Annotated in this window: 17 protein-coding genes and 2 pseudogenes; 13 read left to right on the forward strand and 6 right to left on the reverse strand. The window is 46.1% G+C overall.

The features are described from left to right. Positions 1–8 precede the first annotated feature (8 nt). A pseudogene (locus DSM2777_RS24935) lies at positions 9–257 on the reverse strand (site-specific integrase); the annotation flags it as partial. Between the two features lie 17 nt (positions 258–274). Here DSM2777_RS24935 and DSM2777_RS25165 point away from each other — a divergent pair. The 5 genes and pseudogenes from DSM2777_RS25165 (at position 275) to DSM2777_RS09020 (ending at position 2,469) form a co-directional block, all read left to right on the forward strand. Beyond that, positions 275–708, forward strand: a pseudogene (locus DSM2777_RS25165) (C40 family peptidase). Between the two features lie 128 nt (positions 709–836). Further along, positions 837–1,253 (forward strand): hypothetical protein, encoded by a 417-nt coding sequence (locus DSM2777_RS09010; RefSeq protein ID WP_061555365.1) that lies wholly within the window; start codon positions 837–839, stop codon positions 1,251–1,253. 94 nt (positions 1,254–1,347) lie between these two features. Next, the gene (locus DSM2777_RS09015; RefSeq protein WP_156473624.1) at positions 1,348–1,602 is read left to right on the forward strand and encodes a tail assembly protein; all 255 of its coding nucleotides are present in this window, start codon (positions 1,348–1,350) and stop codon (positions 1,600–1,602) included. Positions 1,603–1,750: 148 nt separating this feature from the next. After that, a complete protein-coding gene (locus DSM2777_RS24440; protein ID WP_071889883.1) occupies positions 1,751–1,951 on the forward strand; it encodes an S-type pyocin domain-containing protein in 201 nt (66 codons plus the stop codon). A gap of 80 nt (positions 1,952–2,031) precedes the next feature. Then, complete coding sequence (locus tag DSM2777_RS09020) at positions 2,032–2,469, forward strand: VOC family protein (protein ID WP_061553756.1); 438 nt, start codon at positions 2,032–2,034, stop codon at positions 2,467–2,469. A gap of 80 nt (positions 2,470–2,549) precedes the next feature. On the opposite strand, the gene DSM2777_RS09025 is transcribed toward DSM2777_RS09020, so the two are convergent. Both DSM2777_RS09025 and DSM2777_RS09030 read right to left on the reverse strand, forming a co-directional pair. Continuing rightward, positions 2,550–3,014, reverse strand: a complete 465-nt coding sequence (locus DSM2777_RS09025) for a GNAT family N-acetyltransferase (RefSeq protein WP_061553757.1) — start codon at positions 3,012–3,014, stop codon at positions 2,550–2,552. A gap of 126 nt (positions 3,015–3,140) precedes the next feature. Further along, positions 3,141–3,908, reverse strand: a complete 768-nt coding sequence (locus tag DSM2777_RS09030) for a Crp/Fnr family transcriptional regulator (protein ID WP_061553758.1) — start codon at positions 3,906–3,908, stop codon at positions 3,141–3,143. 233 nt (positions 3,909–4,141) lie between these two features. Here DSM2777_RS09030 and DSM2777_RS09035 point away from each other — a divergent pair, with 233 nt between their 5' ends. The 4 genes from DSM2777_RS09035 to DSM2777_RS09050 all read left to right on the forward strand — a co-directional run bounded on the left by DSM2777_RS09035 (position 4,142) and on the right by DSM2777_RS09050 (position 12,644). Next, complete coding sequence (locus tag DSM2777_RS09035) at positions 4,142–5,101, forward strand: nucleoside hydrolase (protein ID WP_237087829.1); 960 nt, start codon at positions 4,142–4,144, stop codon at positions 5,099–5,101. After that, positions 5,101–6,114, forward strand: a complete 1,014-nt coding sequence (gene add / locus DSM2777_RS09040) for an adenosine deaminase (protein ID WP_061553760.1) — start codon at positions 5,101–5,103, stop codon at positions 6,112–6,114. Before DSM2777_RS09035 ends, add begins: the two co-directional genes overlap by 1 nt. A 77-nt stretch (positions 6,115–6,191) precedes the next feature. Continuing rightward, positions 6,192–7,340, forward strand: a complete 1,149-nt coding sequence (locus tag DSM2777_RS09045; RefSeq protein WP_162270904.1) for an MFS transporter — start codon at positions 6,192–6,194, stop codon at positions 7,338–7,340. Positions 7,341–8,279: 939 nt separating this feature from the next. After that, positions 8,280–12,644 carry an autotransporter outer membrane beta-barrel domain-containing protein gene (locus DSM2777_RS09050; protein WP_071889885.1) on the forward strand — a complete coding sequence of 1,455 codons (4,365 nt, stop codon included), beginning with the start codon at positions 8,280–8,282 and terminating at the stop codon, positions 12,642–12,644. An 83-nt stretch (positions 12,645–12,727) separates the two neighbouring features. Here DSM2777_RS09050 and DSM2777_RS09055 read toward each other — a convergent pair whose 3' ends face one another. Together DSM2777_RS09055 and DSM2777_RS09060 are read right to left on the reverse strand one after the other, a co-directional pair. Continuing rightward, positions 12,728–13,207 (reverse strand): hypothetical protein, encoded by a 480-nt coding sequence (locus DSM2777_RS09055; protein WP_061553763.1) that lies wholly within the window; start codon positions 13,205–13,207, stop codon positions 12,728–12,730. Between the two features lie 355 nt (positions 13,208–13,562). Beyond that, positions 13,563–14,528 carry a saccharopine dehydrogenase family protein gene (locus tag DSM2777_RS09060; RefSeq protein ID WP_156088269.1) on the reverse strand — a complete coding sequence of 322 codons (966 nt, stop codon included), beginning with the start codon at positions 14,526–14,528 and terminating at the stop codon, positions 13,563–13,565. 113 nt (positions 14,529–14,641) lie between these two features. Here DSM2777_RS09060 and DSM2777_RS09065 point away from each other — a divergent pair, with 113 nt between their 5' ends. Continuing rightward, positions 14,642–15,529 carry a LysR family transcriptional regulator gene (locus tag DSM2777_RS09065; RefSeq protein ID WP_061553765.1) on the forward strand — a complete coding sequence of 296 codons (888 nt, stop codon included), beginning with the start codon at positions 14,642–14,644 and terminating at the stop codon, positions 15,527–15,529. A 188-nt stretch (positions 15,530–15,717) separates the two neighbouring features. After that, a complete protein-coding gene (locus DSM2777_RS09070; RefSeq protein WP_061553766.1) occupies positions 15,718–16,002 on the forward strand; it encodes a YciI family protein in 285 nt (94 codons plus the stop codon). Between the two features lie 49 nt (positions 16,003–16,051). Here DSM2777_RS09070 and rcnR read toward each other — a convergent pair whose 3' ends face one another. Beyond that, the gene (gene rcnR, locus DSM2777_RS09075; protein ID WP_046457826.1) at positions 16,052–16,324 is read right to left on the reverse strand and encodes a Ni(II)/Co(II)-binding transcriptional repressor RcnR; all 273 of its coding nucleotides are present in this window, start codon (positions 16,322–16,324) and stop codon (positions 16,052–16,054) included. Between the two features lie 121 nt (positions 16,325–16,445). Between rcnR and DSM2777_RS09080 the strand changes: the two genes are divergently transcribed. Continuing rightward, positions 16,446–17,279 carry a nickel/cobalt efflux protein RcnA gene (locus DSM2777_RS09080; RefSeq protein ID WP_061553767.1) on the forward strand — a complete coding sequence of 278 codons (834 nt, stop codon included), beginning with the start codon at positions 16,446–16,448 and terminating at the stop codon, positions 17,277–17,279. Positions 17,280–17,893: 614 nt separating this feature from the next. Further along, entirely contained in the window at positions 17,894–19,150 is a 1,257-nt protein-coding gene (gene brnQ / locus DSM2777_RS09090) for a branched-chain amino acid transport system II carrier protein (RefSeq protein ID WP_418009263.1), read from the forward strand. Positions 19,151–19,194 lie beyond the last annotated feature (44 nt).

Raw genomic sequence — 19,194 nt, forward strand, 5'->3', positions numbered from 1 at the left:
TTAGAAATTTATTGCCCGCCAACTACCGGCACAATCTCAATTTTACGATCGTAGCGTGCAGTTTGTGATGTGGTTTTATGTCCTGAAATTTTTTTCTTATCAGAAATATACTCCTCCAGATCCGAAATTCCCTTTGCTTTTAGAACATGAAAAATAAAATCAAAAGCCAGCTCAGAAAATGCATTTTTTGCCGCCTATCGTGCTTTTTACCAACGACGATTAAATCCATCGCGAGTATAGCGTTGTCTATGTTGCTGGCGGGGTTGGTGCCGATATTGTGGTCCATGCCGTAGAAGTTTATCCGGCTGAATGCTGTAGTGTGGTAGCGTAAGAATCACGCATGGAGCGTTACTTTACCTGCCATAATATTGCAGAAAATCCAATGGAACAGTTTCATTTATCTCCGGAGGATTATATAGCAGCTGAGGAGTGGAGAGCCATAACGGGGATTGTTCGTCGCCACTCTGAAGCTTAGATAAGGAGCCGTGTGATGCGATGGTGATACCGTGGCATATCGCGTGTTACTTCCTGTAAAGGCATGGCATTGTGCTTAATGAGATTATCCATTGTGGGAGTCGGGCCGGTATTCTGTTAGATGATGGCATGTTATTACATCATATGTACGGCGTGGTGAGTCAGCGTGTTCCTTATGGTGGATGTTGGCGTGAAAGAACAGTCAAAATTCTAAGACATATATACCTGCCGTGATCTATCAATATATTACATTGTAGATAGATAATTCTTAGTTAATTAACTAAGAATATTAAATGACATAACTAATTACATTTGCTAATATCCGCCGCCATTGATAAGTAATACAAATAATGGCCGTAATGATGAAAAAACTAGCAGTACTATCTTTGGTATCTATGCTCTTTTTAAGTGGATGCGCAACAATTGTTGGTGACAACTCCCAACTAGTTCAGGTTAATAGCGATCCCAGTGGCGTTGACTTTCAAGTCAAGGATGATAGTGGTCGAGTAGTTGCACAAGGCAAAACTCCTCAGGGAGTTATGTTAGCAAAGTCTGATGGAAGTTATTTTGGAAAGAAAAACTATCAAATTACCTTCTCTAAGGCTGATTTTCAGCCAGTGACATTACCAATTAAAGCTAGTGCTAATGGATGGTATATTGGCGGTAATATTTTGTTTGGCGGATTAATTGGATGGTTGGTAGTCGATCCGTTTAACGGTGGAATGTATTCGCTATCTCCAAAAGAAACGAATGCTATGTTGGCACCTGTGGCAAAATAAAATACTTATTTAATAGGTAAGTCTTGTCCAACAAGATAAATTAACTAATTAACAAAAAAGCTCGCGAATGCGAGCTTTTTTATTTGAAGAGCATATGAGTTCTGTTTCTATCAAGATTAGGACGCTTTGCTTTCACGGACCATTAGTTACTGAGTTTGGACTGGCGGTTAAATATCGAGCCAACGGCGCTACAAAGGTGATTAGTACGGCGAAAAATCTGTTACCCAGCCTTGAGCATTATATGTTGGCAGTGGATAAGTGCGGGTTAACCTTTGCGGTATTTGTTGGAAAAAGAAACATCAAAGAGGATGAACTAGAACTGACGTCAGGCTCTGGCGATAGCGTCTGAGAGAAGCTCATCGATACAACAATCAACATGAGTGCCGCAACATCTGCTCAGGCGGCTAAAACGTCTGAAGTGGAGACGATTACGGTTGTCATAATCGGCATGATGTCTCGAACTGCTTAATAGTGGATAGCAGGATTTTATCAGCCAGATGAGATTGGCTCAGTTGGCAGAGTTTGGCGGTAAAGCGCCAACGCGAGTGCGTTTTCGTTGGGAGGATGATGGCAATGGGCACTTATCTCCGAAAGGCTGTCGCACACCAACGGAAAGCGGTTTATCCGAAGTACCCGTGCGTGGCAAGACCGCTATGAGCGAGAAACAGACGTCATTGCTCCCGCCCATACGGCACTGAGATGTCAATATTAGACGTGGTGATTCAGTTCGCCGTAGTATAAATTTAGGATTCAATTTCAGATAATTAGGGAAGCAGACATGTTGCAGAATTTACCGGGAATTGAAGTCTTATTTGTCGCAGGGTTTGGCCCCATCTCGCAGAATACTGAATCTAGCTCCGAATTTTATGTGCAGGTACTCGGTCTACCGCTTAAGCCAATGGAAGGTAACGGCGATTACCTGCTATCGGAAGAGTCTATGCTGAAGGGCGTTAAGCATTTTGCCGTCTGGCCGTTATCACAGGCCGCAAATTCATGTTTTGGTGCTGACCAGTGGCCAACCGAATATCCAATACCGCAGGGGTGGATTGAATATGAGGTACAGGATCTCGCTTCAGCCACCCGCATCTTGAGCGAGAAGGGGTATCGCCTGTTGGTGGCTAACCGCATGGAGCCTTGGGGGCAAACAGTGACTCGTCTGCTTAGCCCTGAAGGGTTGCTCACAGGGCTTACAATAACCCCATGGCTTCGTGGGTAAACAACGTCTGCTTCAGACTCAGGGCCGCCAGCAATAACGCTTTGCGACGGCTAAGAGTGAGAAGCGGACATTCCTGATTTTTAATCTAAAGCATCCGCAAACACCATGTCCATATGGGGGATGCCGTCATCTAGGTATTCACCGGACACCGTTTTAAACCCGAATCCCTCATAGAATCTGACCAGATGAGACTGCGCCGAGAGCTTTATCGCCTTGCCTGGCTGATGATCGTGGATAAGGGACATCGTTTTTTCCATCAATCTGACGCCCAGTTCCTGCCCCCTGAATGTGTCATCAACAATCACCCGCGTGATTTTAGCCGCATCCGGAGAGTCATCCACATGCAGCACTCTCGCGTAGGCGACAAGCTTTTCGTTGCTGTAGCCCGCAACGTGGAGGGTGCTCTCGGGCAGATCCTGCCCGTCAATATCCTGAAAAGGGCACGTCTGCTCCACGACAAAAACCGCGATGCGCAGTGCCAGAATATCATGCAACTGCCGTGCGCTGAGGCTGCTGCCCCGCAATGCCATCCAGCTTATTTCCATCTTTAATCCTTATCTACTATCTGCCTTTCACCACGGTGCCGCCATTGGCTTTCGTCACTTATTGGCCACCCACCAACATTGGATATCCCTTTTTGCCTTCAAATTATGGAGGCTGAGGGCTTATTCTTAATATTTTACTGCTGCTCTCCACAATAACTGAATGGCGCTGTACAGCCAATGGTGTCGTAACAACTTCGAAATTGCGGGGATAGGGTTAAAGGTTATCAGGGGCATGATGAATGACCACCGATTTATTTTATGGCTGATCATGCCGGCCCTATTTAAATTATCCAGCGCCCGCGTAAGCTGTCTGACAGAAATGCCCAGCATTGATGCTAATGTTTCCCGCTTGATTAACTGAAAACTATTACCATAAATCATTGATTGTATATAAAGATAACGATGTAGCCTCTCCGAGGCACTCAGCAGCATAGATACTTTATTCTGAGAGGTTTCAAAAACTTTTTTAGCCAGATGCTGGCACAGGAATTTGAGAAACCTGGCGTCATTCAGGCCAGAAGTCTGCAAAGCCTGTTCTGGGAATAAAATAACGCGTGATGCCTGTAACGCCTGCACTGTACTGAATGTGCTGTGTTGGCAATCATCACAAAACAGTTCTAAGTCACCCACCACAGACAGTGCATTCTGCACGGTAAAAATAATATTGCCGCCATCTTTATCATACTGGCTAATCTGAAGCATACCATCGACGAGAAGATATATGCCTAGAGGTCGGCTATTCTGCATAATCAAAAAATTATTTTTATGCAGGGTAATTAATTTCGCTGCGGACAATAGACCTTCAGGAATTATGGTATCAATGCTGAATGACCGGAGATAGTCTATTATGTGATGTTCTTTGCCCTGATGACTTCTTAACACTGGCATATTCATCTTATCTTTCCCCGTTATATTCCGGTGGTTCCGGAATGGCTTTGCTACTTTCCTGATATCCAATCAACATAATTCTGAATATGTATTCCAGCTATGGGTAGGTTATGCATGGTCGTGATGAAGCATAGCTGAGTCGCATCTGTATCGGCAATACCGGTAGCAAAAAATGGACACATGTCCTTTTTCCGCTGTCAGGCTAATGCCAGAGTTAAGCCATCCACAGACAGGAGGGCATGATGAGAAAACTACTTATTGATACAGATACGGCTTCTGATGACGCAGTGGCATTACTGATGGCTTTGCGAGAACCATCAGTAAAAGTGGAAGCTATAACGGTGGTCGCGGGCAACTGTAAACTGGAACAATGTGTGCGTAATGCGCTGGTTAGCGTTGAAAGAGCCGGTACATATATCCCGCCTGTTTATGCAGGAATGCCCCGTCCCCTTATGCGAGATCCTTTTGTGTCTCATCATATCCATGGGGCTGACGGAATGGGGGATATGGACATTCCATCACCCGCTCTGAAACAGGAACCTCTGCATGCGGTTGATGCAATTATTGACTATGCCGAAAAGTACGCAGGCGAACTGGAGATCGTCACACTTGGGCCGCTGACAAACTTGGCGATGGCCGTACTGAAGTCACCAGAACTCATCGAGAAAATAAAGCATGTGTACGTTATGGGCGGTGCCGGGCTGACACCCGGGAATATAACGCCGCTCGCTGAGTTTAATTTTTATGTCGATGCCGAGGCTGCCGACATTGTTATCAAATCAGGTTTAGCGCTTACCGTGGTTGGTTGGGAAATAGGCATGGGTGAGGCATTTATTAATGAGCAAGATATCGATTATCTTAACCGACTGAGCCCTCTGGGGCGCTTCACTGTGCGCTGCAATAAAACCCTGATGGAATTTAATGCGGGAAGAACAGAGCGCAAAGGCTTCGATTTGCCCGATCCCACCACGATGGCCGTAGCGCTGTATCCCGACATTATTCAGGAGGCCTTCGTTGGTTATTCCTGGGTGGAGTATAAAAGTCAGTCTTCATATGGACATTACGTTATTGACTCGACGAACCTTACCGGCAATGCCCCTAATGCCAAGATCGTGCTCAAAGTGAAAAGCGGATTATTTAAGGAGAAATTATTCGGATTGCTGGCTGAACCAGTCAATATGTGCGGAGAAAACAACTAATGAATTTTGACGCACGGAACATTCCCAAAATTGAACTACACGTTCATCTGGACACCTGTATCAGCTATCACTGCGCGCGGATGCTCATGCCATCGCTCAATCTCAGAATGTTCAGAACGCAGTTTATCGCCCCCGAAAAATGTAATGATTTGGGCGATTTCTTAAGCAGAATTACACCGCAGTTAGATTTATTACAGACCACTTGCGCATTGCGTCAGGCGGTTGATGACATCTTCGATCAGTTACATGCGGATGGTGTTATTTATGCTGAATTACGCTTTGCCCCCTTATTACATTTGAACCAGAACCTGACGGCCGAGCAGGTGGTTGAAACAGTTCTGGGAGCCATGCAGGCCAGAAGTCAGATATATGGCATAGAAGCTAATCTGATCCTGTGTACCTTGCGTCATTTTTCGGCACAGCAAAGTCTGGAAACCGCGAGGCTTGTAGCCCGTTATCTGGGAAAAGGTGTTGTTGCGTTAGATCTGGCGGCGGATGAAGCGCGTTACTCTCTGGAAAACCACATAAAGGCATTTGAGTATGTCCGGAGTCATGGTGGTGACTGTATTGCTCATGCTGGAGAAGCACGCGGGTTTGCCAGTGTGAATGAAACGCTGGATAACCTGAACGTATCGCGTATCGGACATGGCGTTAGGAGCGTTGAGGATAGAGCAACGCTGGACCGGCTCCTCCGAGATAACATCCATCTTGAGGTGTGCCCGGGGTGTAACATTGTCTGCAATATCTATCCGTCCATCGCGGAGCATCCTGTTAATACACTTTTTCATAAAGGGATCTCCCTGAGTATCAACACGGATGCAAGAACGGTAGCTAATACAACTCTGAATGAAGAGTACCAGCGTTTACATCATATTTTTGGATGGAAGGACGAGGAGTTTCTGACCTGTAATCTGAACGCTGTACGCGCGTCCTTTGCCCTGCCGCGGGTCAAACAACGCCTTGAAAAGATCCTGCGGTGCCAGACGCTCTTGGATAAGCATGACGTGGTTTAAAGCCTGATATTTATGATTTGCTCCTAATGTAGGATTTTAAAAACGGCTGTTGTGCGCGATAAGGTATGGGGAGTGAAGTGAAAAAGGTGCCAATATTTTTTTGTCTTGTTCTTTGTGTGATGACGTCGATTGCAGGTACCGATCTGGTATTGCCTGCAATTCCGCAACTGATAAGGGTCTTTCATACCACGCCAGATGTATCTCAGTGGATACTTTCTGCCTATGTGGGGGGCAATGCTTGTGGCTTATTATTATTTGGCCGTCTTTCCGATTATTTCAGCAGAAAGAAACTACTTTGTTCCGCATTGTTTATCTTCTCACTGGCTTCGTTCGGATGCGCATATGCACCTAGTATATCCGTATTGGTAGCCATCCGGTTTGTCCAAGGAATGGCTTCAGCAGCAGCACCGGTATTCATTCCTGGCTTTATCCGGGAATTATTTGATGAGCGCAGAACCGTCCGGGCTATTGGCCTTTTGGGGAGTCTTCAGGCACTGGTCCCAGCCGCAGCTCCACTGGTTGGGGTCATCTTGCTGGCTTTATTTGACTGGAGCATTTCGTTCAAGTTGCTGGCGATACTGACTGTCGCTGCGGCTGGAATGGTAATGCTTCAGAAACTTCCTGAGAGACACCACCGCGACCGTTCCTCAGGAGATTTCATAGGTCTATTGCGAAATCCAATCTACCTGCGTTATGCGCTGACTCATGCTCTGACGGTAGGAGGGATGATCACATTTGTTTTTGGCGCGCCAACGGTTATCACGCTGACGATGCACGGTAACCTCAACGATTTCATCATCATGCAGGTCACCAATATCGCTGGATATATCGTGGCTGCAAATCTCTCCCCAGGGCTAGCAGAAAGATACGGTGCCGATAAAGTTATCATGGTAGGTACATGTCTGGCCTTATCAAGTGCCATCGCACTTACCGGGTATGGCATGCTGAATGGCACTGGCACCAATGTTTTAGCCGCGCTGTTTGCCCCCATGGGGATTGCAATTGGGCTGAGAGGCCCGACTGGATTTTACCGTGGTATTGTGATTTCAGGAGACAATAATGCAAGAGGGGCCGCTCTGATTGCGTTTTTCACTTTTACTATGGTGACACTGGGGTCACTTGTGAGCGCAGAATTTATTACTCATGGTCTGATGGCGCTGGCAGCCTTTGTCATGGCTATGCATCTGTTGTCATTATTGTTATTTGTGATGCTACCCCGACAATAAATCAGTCCCTGCAAACCGCATTCCGCGTGTTTATCTCGCGACATAAGCGGTGCACTACGCATAATCTCGTTTGGGGGGCGATGCTCCCTGAACCGTCCAATGGTTACTGAGTGTCCCCCTGAGCGAGGGAAAACACGCGCCGTCGCAATGTTTTTCCCGTGGGTTGCAGCGTTGTTGAAGTCGATGGCATTCCTAAGGGATATATATCAGCTATCTCGAAACGGATAAAATCATTCGTAACTAGTAGAAGGCTAATACATTTAAGTTATTCAAGCGTTTATTGTCAGGCGCGGATGCTACAGAGGTAAATTAGAGTGATAATAATATGTAGTCTTACATAGTATTAAATTTTCCTCGATCTGGATTCTCCGTTTAATAAGATTTTTCCCAGTCACCTAGAATTTTCCTATATTATTTATAGCAAGATCTACCCAATAACTTACTCGTTAATAAGATCGTGGAAATAATAAGGCCGACGTGTGATTTTCATTTCCTAAAACAGGCTATATGACGAGCTCAGACTATCAGTGTTGAATGATGATTGATGAAGATAAATCCTTTATATACAGTTTGTTACATTGTCTTTGCGCTATATGGTGAGGCTGTGTGATGGGCTAATTTGCGATGCTGGCACCATGCTGCATGACACTTAGAATTCGAAAAATCTTAATTAACTTTCTATGTTTTATGGGATTAATCTTAGCGTTTAGCTATCACTCAGCATATTCTTGCGTGGTATAGTAATGCAAAATAAAGCACATTTTGATTCCCGCCTATATAAGTATTTGCTTCATTAGCAAAGAAAGTGTTTTGTGTGGTTTATATATAAATCTTAATGACTTATTGAGCATTTCGTTATGTTAGTACGTCAGTTTTATTTATATGGCGAATAAAAATAATATGCTGAGAAGTTATTTCTTGGTTTGATTTGTTGAGGCAATGATGAATAAAATTTACCGTGTTGTATGGAACTTCGCCGTAATGGCATGGGTTGCTGTTTCTGAGCTAGGGAGAGGGAAGACTAAAACTTCCTCTCCCAAAAAACTGCAGCGACCTCGACTTTGCAGCTATGGACTTGCTTCATCTATGCTGTTGTTCTCCGCTGGAGAAGCATCAGCTTTAGACGTCAATGGTTATACTGACTTTACGTCATCAACATCTATCTCGGATGGCCTGCAATGGAATACCACAGCAACAGTACAGGTAGATGCTGGTGCTGATGTCAATGTTTCAAATCCATCAGGTAGCTCAGCATTGAATATGGCTCCAGCTGCTGGAGGCAACACCTCTCTATGGATAAATGGCGGAACATTAACGGCCAATAATAATGGCAATTTACTGATGGGCAACAACAGTATGTTGCAAATAGGCGGCGCCAAGTTGGGTGGTTCGAGTGCTGCTCAGCAAGGTGGGGGCGGAGGAACATTGTCCGTTGGCGAATTAAAAACAGCGCCAGGTGCAACGGATGCAAACATCTGGATGTTTGGCTCCGCTACATCGACCGCAAAACTAAATGTAGATAGCATTGATCTGGAAGCCGACAAAAATGATTTCTACATTGCCACGGCAGGCGCTCCGGAACTTGGCGCGGATATTCATGTTAAAAACGACATGACTATAATCAATAAAACCGCAGGTGAATTTGTTTTTTCTGGGGATTCCGATCTCAGCGTTGGTGGCAATCTTTATCTCGATACTACCAATGGCTCCTTGCTTTTTACCAATAGTGGAAACCACGGTGTTAATGTTGGCGGTGACTTAACATTGACAAATAATTTTAAATTATCGTCCGATCTCAATTCAGTTAACGTCAATGCATTGATCGCTGGCACCGTTTTTAATGTTAATGGCGATATCAACGTCATCGGTAAAAACGTTGGAAGTACAGGCTTGCAGATTATGAATTATGCGGTCACAGGAGTAACCACTCTTGGTGATTTTAATATTTCATCACTTGTAAGTGATAATACGACTGACGTTATTTTTGCTCATGGCGCTAAAATAACGAGTGCTAACAATATTAATCTTAGCAGTGTGAGTGGTGGTGCCGTAAATCTTTTCATTGGTGACTCTAAATATGGTGCGCCGGTAGATATTCTAGCAAAAAGTATTGTCATGAGCGGTGCGGGTAAAAACAAGGTTATTTTTAATAACAACCAAAAAACTCAACCAGGCACTGACGGCTATTTATTTGATGTTTCAATCAACGGCGTAGGTTCGGTTGAACAACAGTCTGGCCATACAACGCTTGAGAAGGCTTCTAATTACAATGGTGGAACCATAATTAATGGTGGCCTGCTCTCTATTGCAAATAATAAAGCGTTAGGTAGTGAAAGTGTCTCTATCAATACCGATCCCAATGATAATAATACCGGACTTGATATTGCATATACTGATGGCTCCTCGTTTGAGAATAAATTATTAGGTAACGGCGATACGACGGTTTCCGGTAATGCACAGATAACAGGGGCTAACGATACTTATGCTGGTAACTGGAATATAACCGGGAAAGCGGCAACAGATAAAATCGTATCTTCTACGCTGAGTAATTTTGGTTCAGGAAATATCAATGTAGAAAGTGGCGGCTACCTAACCGCGAATACAACGGGCAAGTTCAGTTTCGATAATAAATTATTGGGTACGGGCTATGTTGTTGCCGACAATAACGGCAATGAGTTTAAATTCAGCTCTGCAACAGGAACGGGTTTTGCGGGTGATGTTCTTCTTAAGAACAACCTGTTCGCATTAGAAGGCGATAACTCTGCTGCGTTAACGAATGCTACGCTGCATCTCGGTAGCGGAAACGTGACTTCAGTCGGCACAGGAAATCAGAACCTAGCAGGACTCGCGTTTGATGGTGGCACACTTGCGTTTGGCGATGTTAATCCTGGTGATACAACGAGCGATCGTTTTGTTGAGACGACCAAAGATCTTAATTTAACGGGCAAGGGACAGATTCAGATTACCGACGGCGGAGACTTCGAAAACACGGTACAGCATCCTGACACATCCTTGCCATTACTCCAGCAAGATGACATGGGGGGCGTCGTTAAATTGGCTGATAGCCAGGGGACCGTGACCGGGGCCGGGGGTAATCTGAGCTTGGTTGATCAAAACGGTGCTGTTATCTCGCAAAAAGTAACCTCTCAAATTACACAAAATGGCGAAACCGTTGCTAACGGTGAGTATGACTACCGCCTTACCAGCGGAGACAATAGTGATGGCCTATACATTAACTACGGATTGACTCAGGTTGAATTACTGGCGCAGGGCGACAATGCGCTGACACTCAGCGCTGAAGGAAATACCGGTAACGCCGCCGACCTGAGTGCCAAGATTATTGGTACTGGCGATCTGCGTATCGACACTGATACAGATCTTTCTTTGTCTAACAGCGATAACAACTACACCGGTATGACGGACGTTGTTGCTGGCACCCTAAAAATGGGTAACAACAATGTATTGGGGCAGACCCGACTGCTTCACCTCAATAGTGGCAGCCAGCTCAATATGAACGGCTATGCTCAGATGTTGCAGAATATCCAGACTGATGCAGGCAGCACGCTCGATTTCAATCAAGGCAGTCTAACCGTTAACAACGGCACGGTAGATGGCAATATGACCGGTGCCGGTAGCCTAACGGTGGCTGGTGGAACATTGACGGTTAGCAGTGATAATTCGGGGATGAGTGCTGACACGACAATCGCATCGGATGGTGTTATTCGTATGCTGTCTAGCCAAGCGCTGGGAACGGGCAGTGTGAATAACCAAGGTTTACTCTATCTTGGTGAAGATGATGATAGTCATATAACGCGTAATTCGGTAACAAACTATCAAACGGGTGCATTAACCAACAGTGGTACGGTCGTTATTGGTCATAGCGATGCATTGGGCCAAGCGATCGCGGGAACCACTCTGACGGTGAATGGCAACTATACGGGCGAGAATGGGCACCTGCAGTTCAATACCGCGTTAGGCAATGACAGTTCGGTCACGGATAAGCTCGTTGTGACGGGGGATACCTCTGGCGATACTGGAGTAAGCGTTAAGAATGCGGGGGGAGTCGGAGACAAAACCCTGAATGGCATTGAGCTAATTAGCGTGGGTGGTCAGTCTGACGGTACTTTCACCCAAGAAGGCCGTATTGTCGCTGGCGCATATGATTACTCTTTAGTACGCGGTGAGGGCAATAATCATGGTAACTGGTATTTAACCAGTCAAACCCCGCCAGTCGACCCTGTAGATCCTCCGGTTGATCCGGTTGACCCTCCAGTAGACCCCGTTGACCCGCCGGTGACACCACCGGCTGGAGGTGATCACGTTAATCGACCTGAAGGCGGGAGCTATATTGCCAACCTTGCAGCGGCAAATACGCTGTTTAATACGCGTTTGCACGACCGCTTAGGGGAAACCCAATATATCGACGCGCTGACCGGTGAGAAAAAAGTCACAAGCCTTTGGTTACGTCAGGTCGGTGGGCATAACAACTGGCGTGATAGTAGTGGTCAACTGAAAACACAAAGCAATAGCTATGTGGCTCAGCTGGGTGGCGATGTGGCTCAGTGGTCAACGGATGGTTTAAACCGAGGCCATCTGGGGCTAATGACAGGTTATGCCAACAGCCATAGCCAAACCCATTCTTCAGTCACCGGCTATGATTCTAAAGGTTCTGTCAGTGGCTACAGCGCTGGGGTTTACGGAACATGGTTTGCAAATGACGCCGATAAGAGCGGGTTATATGTAGATAGCTGGCTGCAATATAGTTGGTTTAATAACCACGTGAACGGTGAGCAATTGGCCAGCGAGTCCTATAAATCCAAAGGGCTAACAGCGTCACTAGAAACGGGCTATACCCTGAAAATGGGAGAATTTACGGGCAGCAAAGGAACGCTTAACGAATGGTTTATTCAGCCACAGGCACAGGCGACGTGGATGGGCGTAGAGGCAGATAAACATCGCGAAGATAATGGTACGCGTGTGAACAGCGAAGGCGATGGCAACGTACAGACCCGTTTAGGTATGCGCGCTTATCTGAAGAGTCATCATGCTATGGACGAAGGCAAAGGTCGCACATTCGAACCGTTTATCGAAGCTAACTGGTTGCATAACACCCGTAGCTACAGTGCGAAGATGGATGATGTCCGTATCAACCAAGCTGGAGCACGTAACATCGGTGAAGTAAAAGTGGGTGTAGAAGGGCAAATCAATCCACGCCTGAACTTATGGGGCAATGTGGGAACGCAAGTCGGTGATAAAGGCTATAACGACAGCTCTGCAATGATTGGGGTGAAGTATAACTTTTAGTTGATAGCTCTGTTTGAAAGGCACCTCAGGGTGCCTTTTTTAATGGTTAGGCGTAGCGTTTGGCTAAACTAAGGTGTTGTCACTTAATCCACCCAAGGCACAGGCTCACCAATATAAGTATGTGTGCAGCAGCGGCAAGTCACCTTAACGTCCTTTCCCGTAATCGAAGGATTTACCTGTTGCAAAATTCCATTCTCATCAACAAACAGACCCGGATAAAAGCTGCTTTCGCCAATGCAGACCAAATCCCTTTGCTGATGCTCATGCAGCGCGACCAACCAGAATACAGGCTCGGTGGTATCAAGACGTCCACATACTTCGCTGAATATGTCACCCCACGGTTTTCCAATCTGTTTGATCAGAAAGTAAAATAATGGCGTGTAATCCCGACCACGGTTTTGCCTGCCATGCATTGTCTCGCGGTTTACCAGCAGCTCATCATCGGCTTTTTTACGATTGCGTTCCCAACGATACTCAGCACCTGGATTATTAGAACGATGCCGCGTAGTCGTGTTGACGCTGCGATACAGTTTGCGAGACTTATTCAGTTGATGAGTACGCATAGCGCGATCTCCTGCATCCTTTCTTTGGTGAGTGGGTAACGCCTACCGGAGCCAGATTCAATAGTTTGTGACTGTATACACAATAGTCATGCTTAAAACAGTCTCATTTTGCTGAAATATGTCCCATCGGGCAACTAGCAAAAAGATCACGGCTGGTATTTAGTCGTCAAGTTGATGGGGGCAGGGGCTGGTATGAGCGAGGAGCAGGCATTGAATAAAACCTTAAAGGGGGATGCTGGTGACTTCTAGTGAGTTCGACTTACTTGAAGCGTTTTGACTAGCATCCATCCCCTGCAGGTATAAGTTTCTCTTGAGTACCAATCAATAGCTCATCTATGACGAGTAGGAAAACGGGTTAGGCCGTAATCAATACAACACCAGCATCCTGCATCGTTGTAAGCGCCGCCTCTTGATCCATGATCTGCTCAGGCAACATAAAACCGGTCAATCGGCTTTTGAGTAGTGCTTCGATAACGATGATAGCGCCAAGAGCGGTAAAATGCGCTTGTCCTTGTGGGTCTGAGGCGATAATCCGTTTGGACTCTGAAACGCCTGAAACGGTAACGCCCTGTAGATCAACATACAGTTCTACCGACGCTTGAGAGGCCTTTCGCTTACCTTCTGAGGTCCCAACGGCAACATCCAGCCGGATATTGTCAGCACGTGTCATCGCTGCAATAGCGCTGATATCAAGAATACCAAACGGTGTAGTCTCGACACATTCACCACTGATAAGGCAAATGTTACTCTGCTCAGCGGTATAACCCCAGATGCCATCTTCCCGAACAAATGCAGGAGCTATCGCCTGACTAAGCTCTTTTTCAGTCATTTTGCCAATAGGATCTTCTGGGTCGTGCAATGCCGTTAGCCGTACACTTTCAACAGAATTAAACTGGCGGGCAAGTTTATCAACCAGCGGCAAAAATATTCCTGCCTCATAGTAACCTAATGGTACGATCGGCGAAGTCGCATGATGGAACATCGCCATATTCAACAGTGGGGCATAGCCGTCGGCGGTTCCTACAGTAATATCAATAAAAGCGATATTGTTGCGGATAGCGTATTCACCTAACGTATGTTTTGGATCGGGTACGGCGCTGATAATCAGTTGTGAAGTCGATACCAACGACGGAAGTTCCCCACTCATCAAATCAAGGCAAACCGTCATGGTGTTTCCCAACTGGGCCGCAAGTTTTTCGCCATTTTGCGGCGAGCGGCCTGCCAGAATTAATTTTGCGTCTGGAAAACGCGCCCGTAGCTGGGTAGCCAGATTGCCGCCTATCATCCCATAGCCACCGGCGATAAAAATCTGCTGTGTCATTGTGAAATTCATCATGTTCCTCATTTAGGTGTTACTGATGAGGTGACTTTAGAACACAAATAAAGTTTAATTAAGCTCATTAATCTTCATGGGCTAGTGAGTTTAAATCAGTAATGAATGTGAAAATTTCCGATTTTGAACCCTTTATCGCAGTAGCTACTTTTCGTAGTTTCCGGCTGGCGGCAGAAGCCGCAGGCGTGACATCTTCGGCAATGAGTCACTCGATTCGCCAGCTTGAAGAACGATTAAAGATACGATTATTTAATCGCACAACTCGCAGCGTATCTCTGACAGATGCTGGGCATAAGTTATTTGAATCGCTTCACCCGCTATTCGATCATGCGATGGATGCCATTGAAGCAATAAATGATTACCGTGATACGCCCATGGGCACACTACGTATTAACGCGGTTAGGCTGGGTGGGCGTTACAGACTCGCTCCTTTAGTTGCTGGATTTTGCAAGGTCTATCCTGATGTTAGAGTGGAAATCATTCAGGATGATAATCTGGTTGATATTGTGAGTAGTGAATACGATGCCGGAGTGAGGCTGAGGGAAATAATTGAAAAAGATATGATTTCCATCCCACTTGGACAGCCAGTTCGTTACGCTGTTGTGGCAAGCCCAGAATACCTGCAAACGCATGCCAGCCCAAAGCAGCCTCAGGATCTTCTGGATCACTCCTGCATCCAGTTTCGCTATCCCAGTGGGCGCAGCTATCAGTGGCAATTCAGCCGCGATAACGAACGCACTGGTATTAATGTGAAGGGAATGCTCGAAGTTAATGACCTTGATGTTTCAATCGGTCTGGCACTGGATGGAGCCGGTATCAGCTACGTGTTGTATGAAATGGCTGAGCCTTATATAAACAATGGCAAACTCGTTTCGATACTAGAGGATTGGATGACAGAACTTCCCAGCTTCTACCTTTACTATTCAAACAGAAAATATGCTTCTGCGGCATTTCAGGCTTTTGTTGAGTATATAAAAACGCATCACTAATACTTGTAACATTATTCTTATGTGGTTTTTGTGTTGCCGTACAATGACAAAAATGAAGTCAGATCTTACCTACCTCTCAATAACCACCATCAGTTTTCGTGATATGCATCAATCCGCAATACTAACGGTGCGCTACGCTAGTTGCAGCAAGCAATACTGTTTATGTGATTCATTGAATTGGAGGTAGCGTGTTTATTGTTTCTTTATCGTATATAAAGCCCCTTGCCGAAGTGGAAGCGTGTCTGGATGCACATAGACAGTTTTTGGATGCATGTTATTCGCAAGGGCACTTTATTGCGTCAGGGCCGAAAGAGCCAAGAACGGGCGGGGTGATTCTGGCAAAAGGAATGACTCGAATTGAATTAGAATCCCTGATCAAGGAAGATCCTTTTCATCGTGCAGGTGTTGCGCAATATGAGATCATCGAGTTCACGCCGGTGAAACACGCGCAGGGATTTGAGCGTTATATCTAATGCTGAAAGGTACTCTCTTAGTACGAAGGCCGATTATTTGAGCCGGGGGTTATTTGATGTAGGAATCCAGCACTTTTAACACAACGTCGAGATCTTCCTCGCGCTGTACCACGTTATCTTGATGAACAATATGTTCGGTCAGATGCCCTTTAATCACCTCGCGCATTAATCCATTCACCGCGCCGCGAATAGCGGCAATCTGCTGTAATACGGCTGAGCACTCATGGGGTTCGTCGAGCATTTTATTGAGTGCCGCAACTTGCCCTTGAAGCTTGCTGGTTCTGGCTTTCAGCTTTTTTTTATCTCTAATCGTATGTGACACAGCAATACCTTAATAACATTCTGAATGTGTTCAATATAGCACTCCATTTATACTGGGGGGTAGTATTTGATACTGGGGGGGAGTATGCTTTTCTGCACCCGTAATAGTAAGAATTATTATCATGAACGATTTTGCGTCAGTGTTTCAGCAAGGTAATGCGTGGTTCTTTATCCCTAGCGCTATCCTTTTGGGGGCGTTACACGGATTAGAGCCGGGTCACTCAAAAACGATGATGGCTGCATTTATTATTGCCATCAAAGGCACGGTTCGACAGGCTATTATGCTGGGGCTTGCGGCAACGCTCTCTCATACCACGATTGTGTGGTTGATCGCATTTGGTGGAATGTATGTTAGCCAGAAGTTCACCGCGCAGTCTGTTGAACCGTGGCTTCAGCTGATATCAGCCATTATCATTTTATCCACCGCCGTTTGGATGTTTTGGCGCACGTGGAAAGGTGAAAAAAATTGGTTGGCGAATATAGAGTCTGGCGATCATCATGGTCACGACCACGACCACGACCACGACCACGACCACGACCATCAATTTGATGGTTTGCTGCAAGGGAGCAAAGAGTATCAAGACGCTCACGCTCTGGCTCATGCCAATGACATCAAAAAGCGGTTCACGAATAGCTCGGTGACTAATGGACAAATTCTGCTATTTGGCCTGACGGGAGGGTTAATTCCATGTCCTGCGGCGATTACCGTACTTCTTATTTGTATCCAACTGAAAGCGTTGGCATTGGGCGCCACGATGGTTGTCAGTTTCAGCATTGGCCTTGCACTGACATTGGTTGCTGTTGGCGTTGGCGCCGCGGTGGGCGTGAAGCAGGCACAAAAACGATGGCACGGATTTAACACGCTAGCACAAAAGGCACCTTATCTATCTAGCGCTCTGATTGGCTTAGTTGGCGTGTATATGGCGATACATGGTGGGTTGGCGATCGTCAAATAATAGTCAGATATACCACGTAGTAGGTTGCATCGAATCTATTATTTTTTACCAAGCCCTGATGTGGATTAGGGCTTTCTTAGCTTAGAAATCTACCTCGATAGGGCTGATTTGCGGCTACTCTTTCGCGCGAGTAGTGAAAGCGAGTAATGAAATATTCACATCAGATTAGATGCCAAAATAATGATATAGAGCGTCAGCATCACGATGGTGGTTCCGGCGACAAGATACTGGTCTTGGCGTTGGCTGTCGGACTTGGTTTGGTTAGGCATATCGGGCCTCAAAAGATGGATGAGTCGGCTAAGTCTAGGTCAAACTGCCGTAGCAGGCAGATTGTTGGTATGACATACGGTACGGAAACGAACCTTATCATAGGTTTATTTTTCAACGCAATGTTGATTTTTCAACTTCTCGTTGATAATTTGAATCAGACACATCATCGGGCAGCGATGTGATAAATTATGTATATATCGAGCTGATGTTTTAGCTTGAATCATTTCTGATTACTTTAGATGAGTGCGCACGCCGCGTGGTCGGTAAGGTTTTGCTCAGAGAACACCCAGACACGAAGCGGCTTATAACCTATGAATGTTAGACAAACTATTACACTTGGATTTATGACTTTTGCGCTCTTTGTTGGCGCGGGTAACATTATCTTTCCCCCCTTTATTGGCCTGAGAGCCGGTGAGAATTTTTGGTATGCCACCGGTGGATTTTTAATTACCGGCGTGGGTTTACCGGTGCTGGCATTGATTGCGATGGCACGTAACAACGGCTCATTGGTGGAATTGACTAAGCCTGCGGGCAAGTTGTTTGGTCTGATCCTTTCACTGATCTGTTATATGGCGCTTGGTCCGCTGTTTGGCGCACCGCGTACCGCCACGGTTTCTTACGAAATCGGTATTAATCCGCTGTTTTCAGGCCATGTGCCGCTCAGCATCTTTAGTCTATTGTTCTTTATTGCCGTGGTTCTTTGCTCGTTGAACCCGCTAAAGCTGATTGATATTGTCGGTAAATTCCTCTCACCAATCAAAGTGGCTTCGCTCGGTGCTTTAGGGCTATATGCGTTTTGGCGTCCGGCAGGGAACGAGCTATTCACGTTTCCTGAATATGTTGAGAATCCGCTCTCCAGCGGCATGATTAACGGCTATCTCACCATGGATACGCTGGCTGCACTGGTGTTTAGTATTATCATCGTGAATGCCATTAAGTCACATGGCGTTGATTCATCGCAGCGGATCACGCGCTACATGGTAATCACGGGGTTGATTGCCGCGGTAGGGCTGACCTATGTTTACATCAGTCTGTTTTACTTAGGCGCCTACAGTCTGCCTTTGGCGCGTTCAGCGACTAACGGCGCTGATGTGCTACATGCCTTCATCGTGAATGGGTTTGGCTATCAAGGCAGCGTATTTTTGGCCTTTATCATCACCGTTGCTTGCTTGGTGACGGCGATTGGTTTAACCAGCGCCTGTGCTTCCTATTTCAGTCAGATAACCGGTAAATCCTACAAGATGTTCGTGGTGATTTTGGCTGCGGTTTCCATGTTGCTGTCTAATCTTGGGCTGACCGAAATTATTCACTTCTCGCTGCCGGCGTTAACGTCAGTTTATCCACCATTCATTGTGCTGGTGATCTATGGCGCGCTGGCGAAACCGGGTGAGCATTCTGTTGCCCTGTGCATGCCTGCAACGCTGGTTGCGTTCATCATCGGGATTTTACAAAGCGTAGTTCCCGCCGAAGATCTGCCTTGGGTGGCCGGAAACCTGCCATTCTATAAAGAAGGTATGGCGTGGATTATTCCAACTATTGTGGTCTTTATGCTTAGCGCGGTATGTTTGAAATATAAGAAGCCGGTACCGGTAGAGAATTAATTAGCTGCACGATGACGGCAACATGATGCTGTGTTGCCGTCATG

Source organism: Obesumbacterium proteus (assembly GCF_001586165.1).
Taxonomy (GTDB): domain Bacteria; phylum Pseudomonadota; class Gammaproteobacteria; order Enterobacterales; family Enterobacteriaceae; genus Hafnia; species Hafnia protea.